The organism is Mesorhizobium sp. (genome assembly GCF_004962925.1).
GTDB lineage: Bacteria > Pseudomonadota > Alphaproteobacteria > Rhizobiales > Rhizobiaceae > Mesorhizobium.
Genome location: NZ_SUEO01000337.1, coordinates 2611 through 4301, shown reverse-complemented (window position 1 = coordinate 4301; position 1691 = coordinate 2611). Strand labels below are relative to the sequence as shown.

Here is a 1691-nt window from a genome sequence, read left to right as displayed (position 1 = left end):
CGCCTGGAATGACGACTACCTCATCAATGCCATCACTCATATGCGATAGCCCTGCGCAAAGGGGGGAGATCGGCAGCTTCGCCGACGGCTCTACTCCTCCCCCTCTTCCGCCCCGTTCGCAGCCGGCGCGACCAGCAGCACGCCGGCGCCGAGGATCGCGGCGATGAAGGATCCGGCCAAGATGCCGACCTTGACGGCGTCCTGCAGCTCGACGTTGTTGGCGAAAGCGAGCAGGCCGATGAACAGGCTCATGGTGAAGCCGATGCCGCAGAGCAGCGAAATGCCGACCATGTGCAGCCAGCCGGCATTGACCGGCAGGTCGGCAAAGCCGAGCCGGATGGCAAGCGCGGAAGAACCGAATACGCCGACCAGCTTGCCGGCGACGAGGCCGGCGGCGACGCCCAGCGTCAGCGGCTCGACTAGGGCGGCAGCGCTCAGGCCGGCCAACGAGACGCCGGCATTGGCAAAGCCGAAGATCGGGATGACGAAGAACGGCACGATGTTATGCAGGCCGTGTTCGAGCCGATGCAGCGGCGAATGGTCGAGATCGTGCCCGATGCCCGGAGTGACCTTCAGGGGTATGGTCAGCGCCAGCGCCACGCCGGCGAGCGTGGCATGGACGCCTGACTTCAGCACCAGCACCCACAGAACGGCACCAAGCACGAGATAGGGCAGCAGCGTCAGCACCTGCATGCGGTTGAGGACGATGAGCAGAGCGATGACCGCGAAGGCGGCGCCGAGATAGGCGAGCGACAGGCCGCTCGTGTAGAACACGGCGATGATGACGACGGCGCCAAGGTCGTCGATAATGGCGAGCGCGGTGAGGAATACCTTCAGCGACCCCGGCACGCGGCTGCCGAGCAGCGACAGCACGCCGAGCGCAAACGCGATGTCGGTGGCGGTCGGGATCGCCCAGCCGGACAGAGCGGCTGGGTTGCCGCGGTTGATGGCGACATAGACAAGTGCCGGCACCAGCATGCCGCCGGCGGCGGCGACGCCGGGCAGGACGCGCCGCGGCCAGGTCGAGAGCTGTCCGTCCAGCATCTCGCGCTTGATCTCCAGGCCGACCAGCAGGAAGAACACGGCCATGAGGCCGTCATTGATCCAGTGCGATACGCTGAGCGGTCCCAGATAGGCGTGAAGGGCGGCGAAATAGGCCTGGGACAGCGGCGAATTGGCGACGATCAGGGCAAGCGCCGCGGCTGCCATCAGGATGATGCCGCCTGCGGCCTCGCTGTCGAGGAATTCGCGAAAGATGGAGACCGGCCGCTGCTTCTGGTCCTGCATGTCGCCTCTCATGTTCCCGGTCGGACGGAATCACTTCGCAGGATGATGCGCAAGCCCCGGCAATGAGGCAAGCAGCCTGTCAGTCAGCCAGCTCGTTCGAGCATCGGATTCCCCCAAAACCGGTTCCCACTTTTGGGTCCGATGCTCCGTCAGCGCGGGGCGCGCTTGGCGAGTATCCGCTGCAGCGTGCGGCGGTGCATGTTGAGCCGGCGCGCGGTCTCGGAGACGTTGCGGTCGCACATTTCGTAAACGCGCTGGATGTGCTCCCAGCGCACACGGTCAGCCGACATCGGGTTTTCGGGCGGTGCGGCGCGTTCGCCAGCGGTGCGGGTAAGGGCGGCGAAAATGTCGTCGGCATCGGCCGGCTTCGACAGATAGTCGATTGCTCCCAACTTCACCGCCGT

General features: G+C 65.7%; 2 protein-coding genes. Both read right to left on the bottom strand.

Annotated elements, in window-relative coordinates; all coding sequences use genetic code 11:
• Positions 1-90 precede the first annotated feature (90 nt).
• Positions 91-1287 (bottom strand): Na+/H+ antiporter NhaA, encoded by a 1197-nt coding sequence (nhaA, locus tag E5W87_RS34330; protein WP_292408048.1) that lies wholly within the window; start codon positions 1285-1287, stop codon positions 91-93.
• Positions 1288-1436: 149 nt separating this feature from the next.
• A partial coding sequence (locus E5W87_RS34325; RefSeq protein ID WP_292408045.1) for a helix-turn-helix domain-containing protein occupies positions 1437-1691 on the bottom strand: 255 nt, incomplete at its 5' end.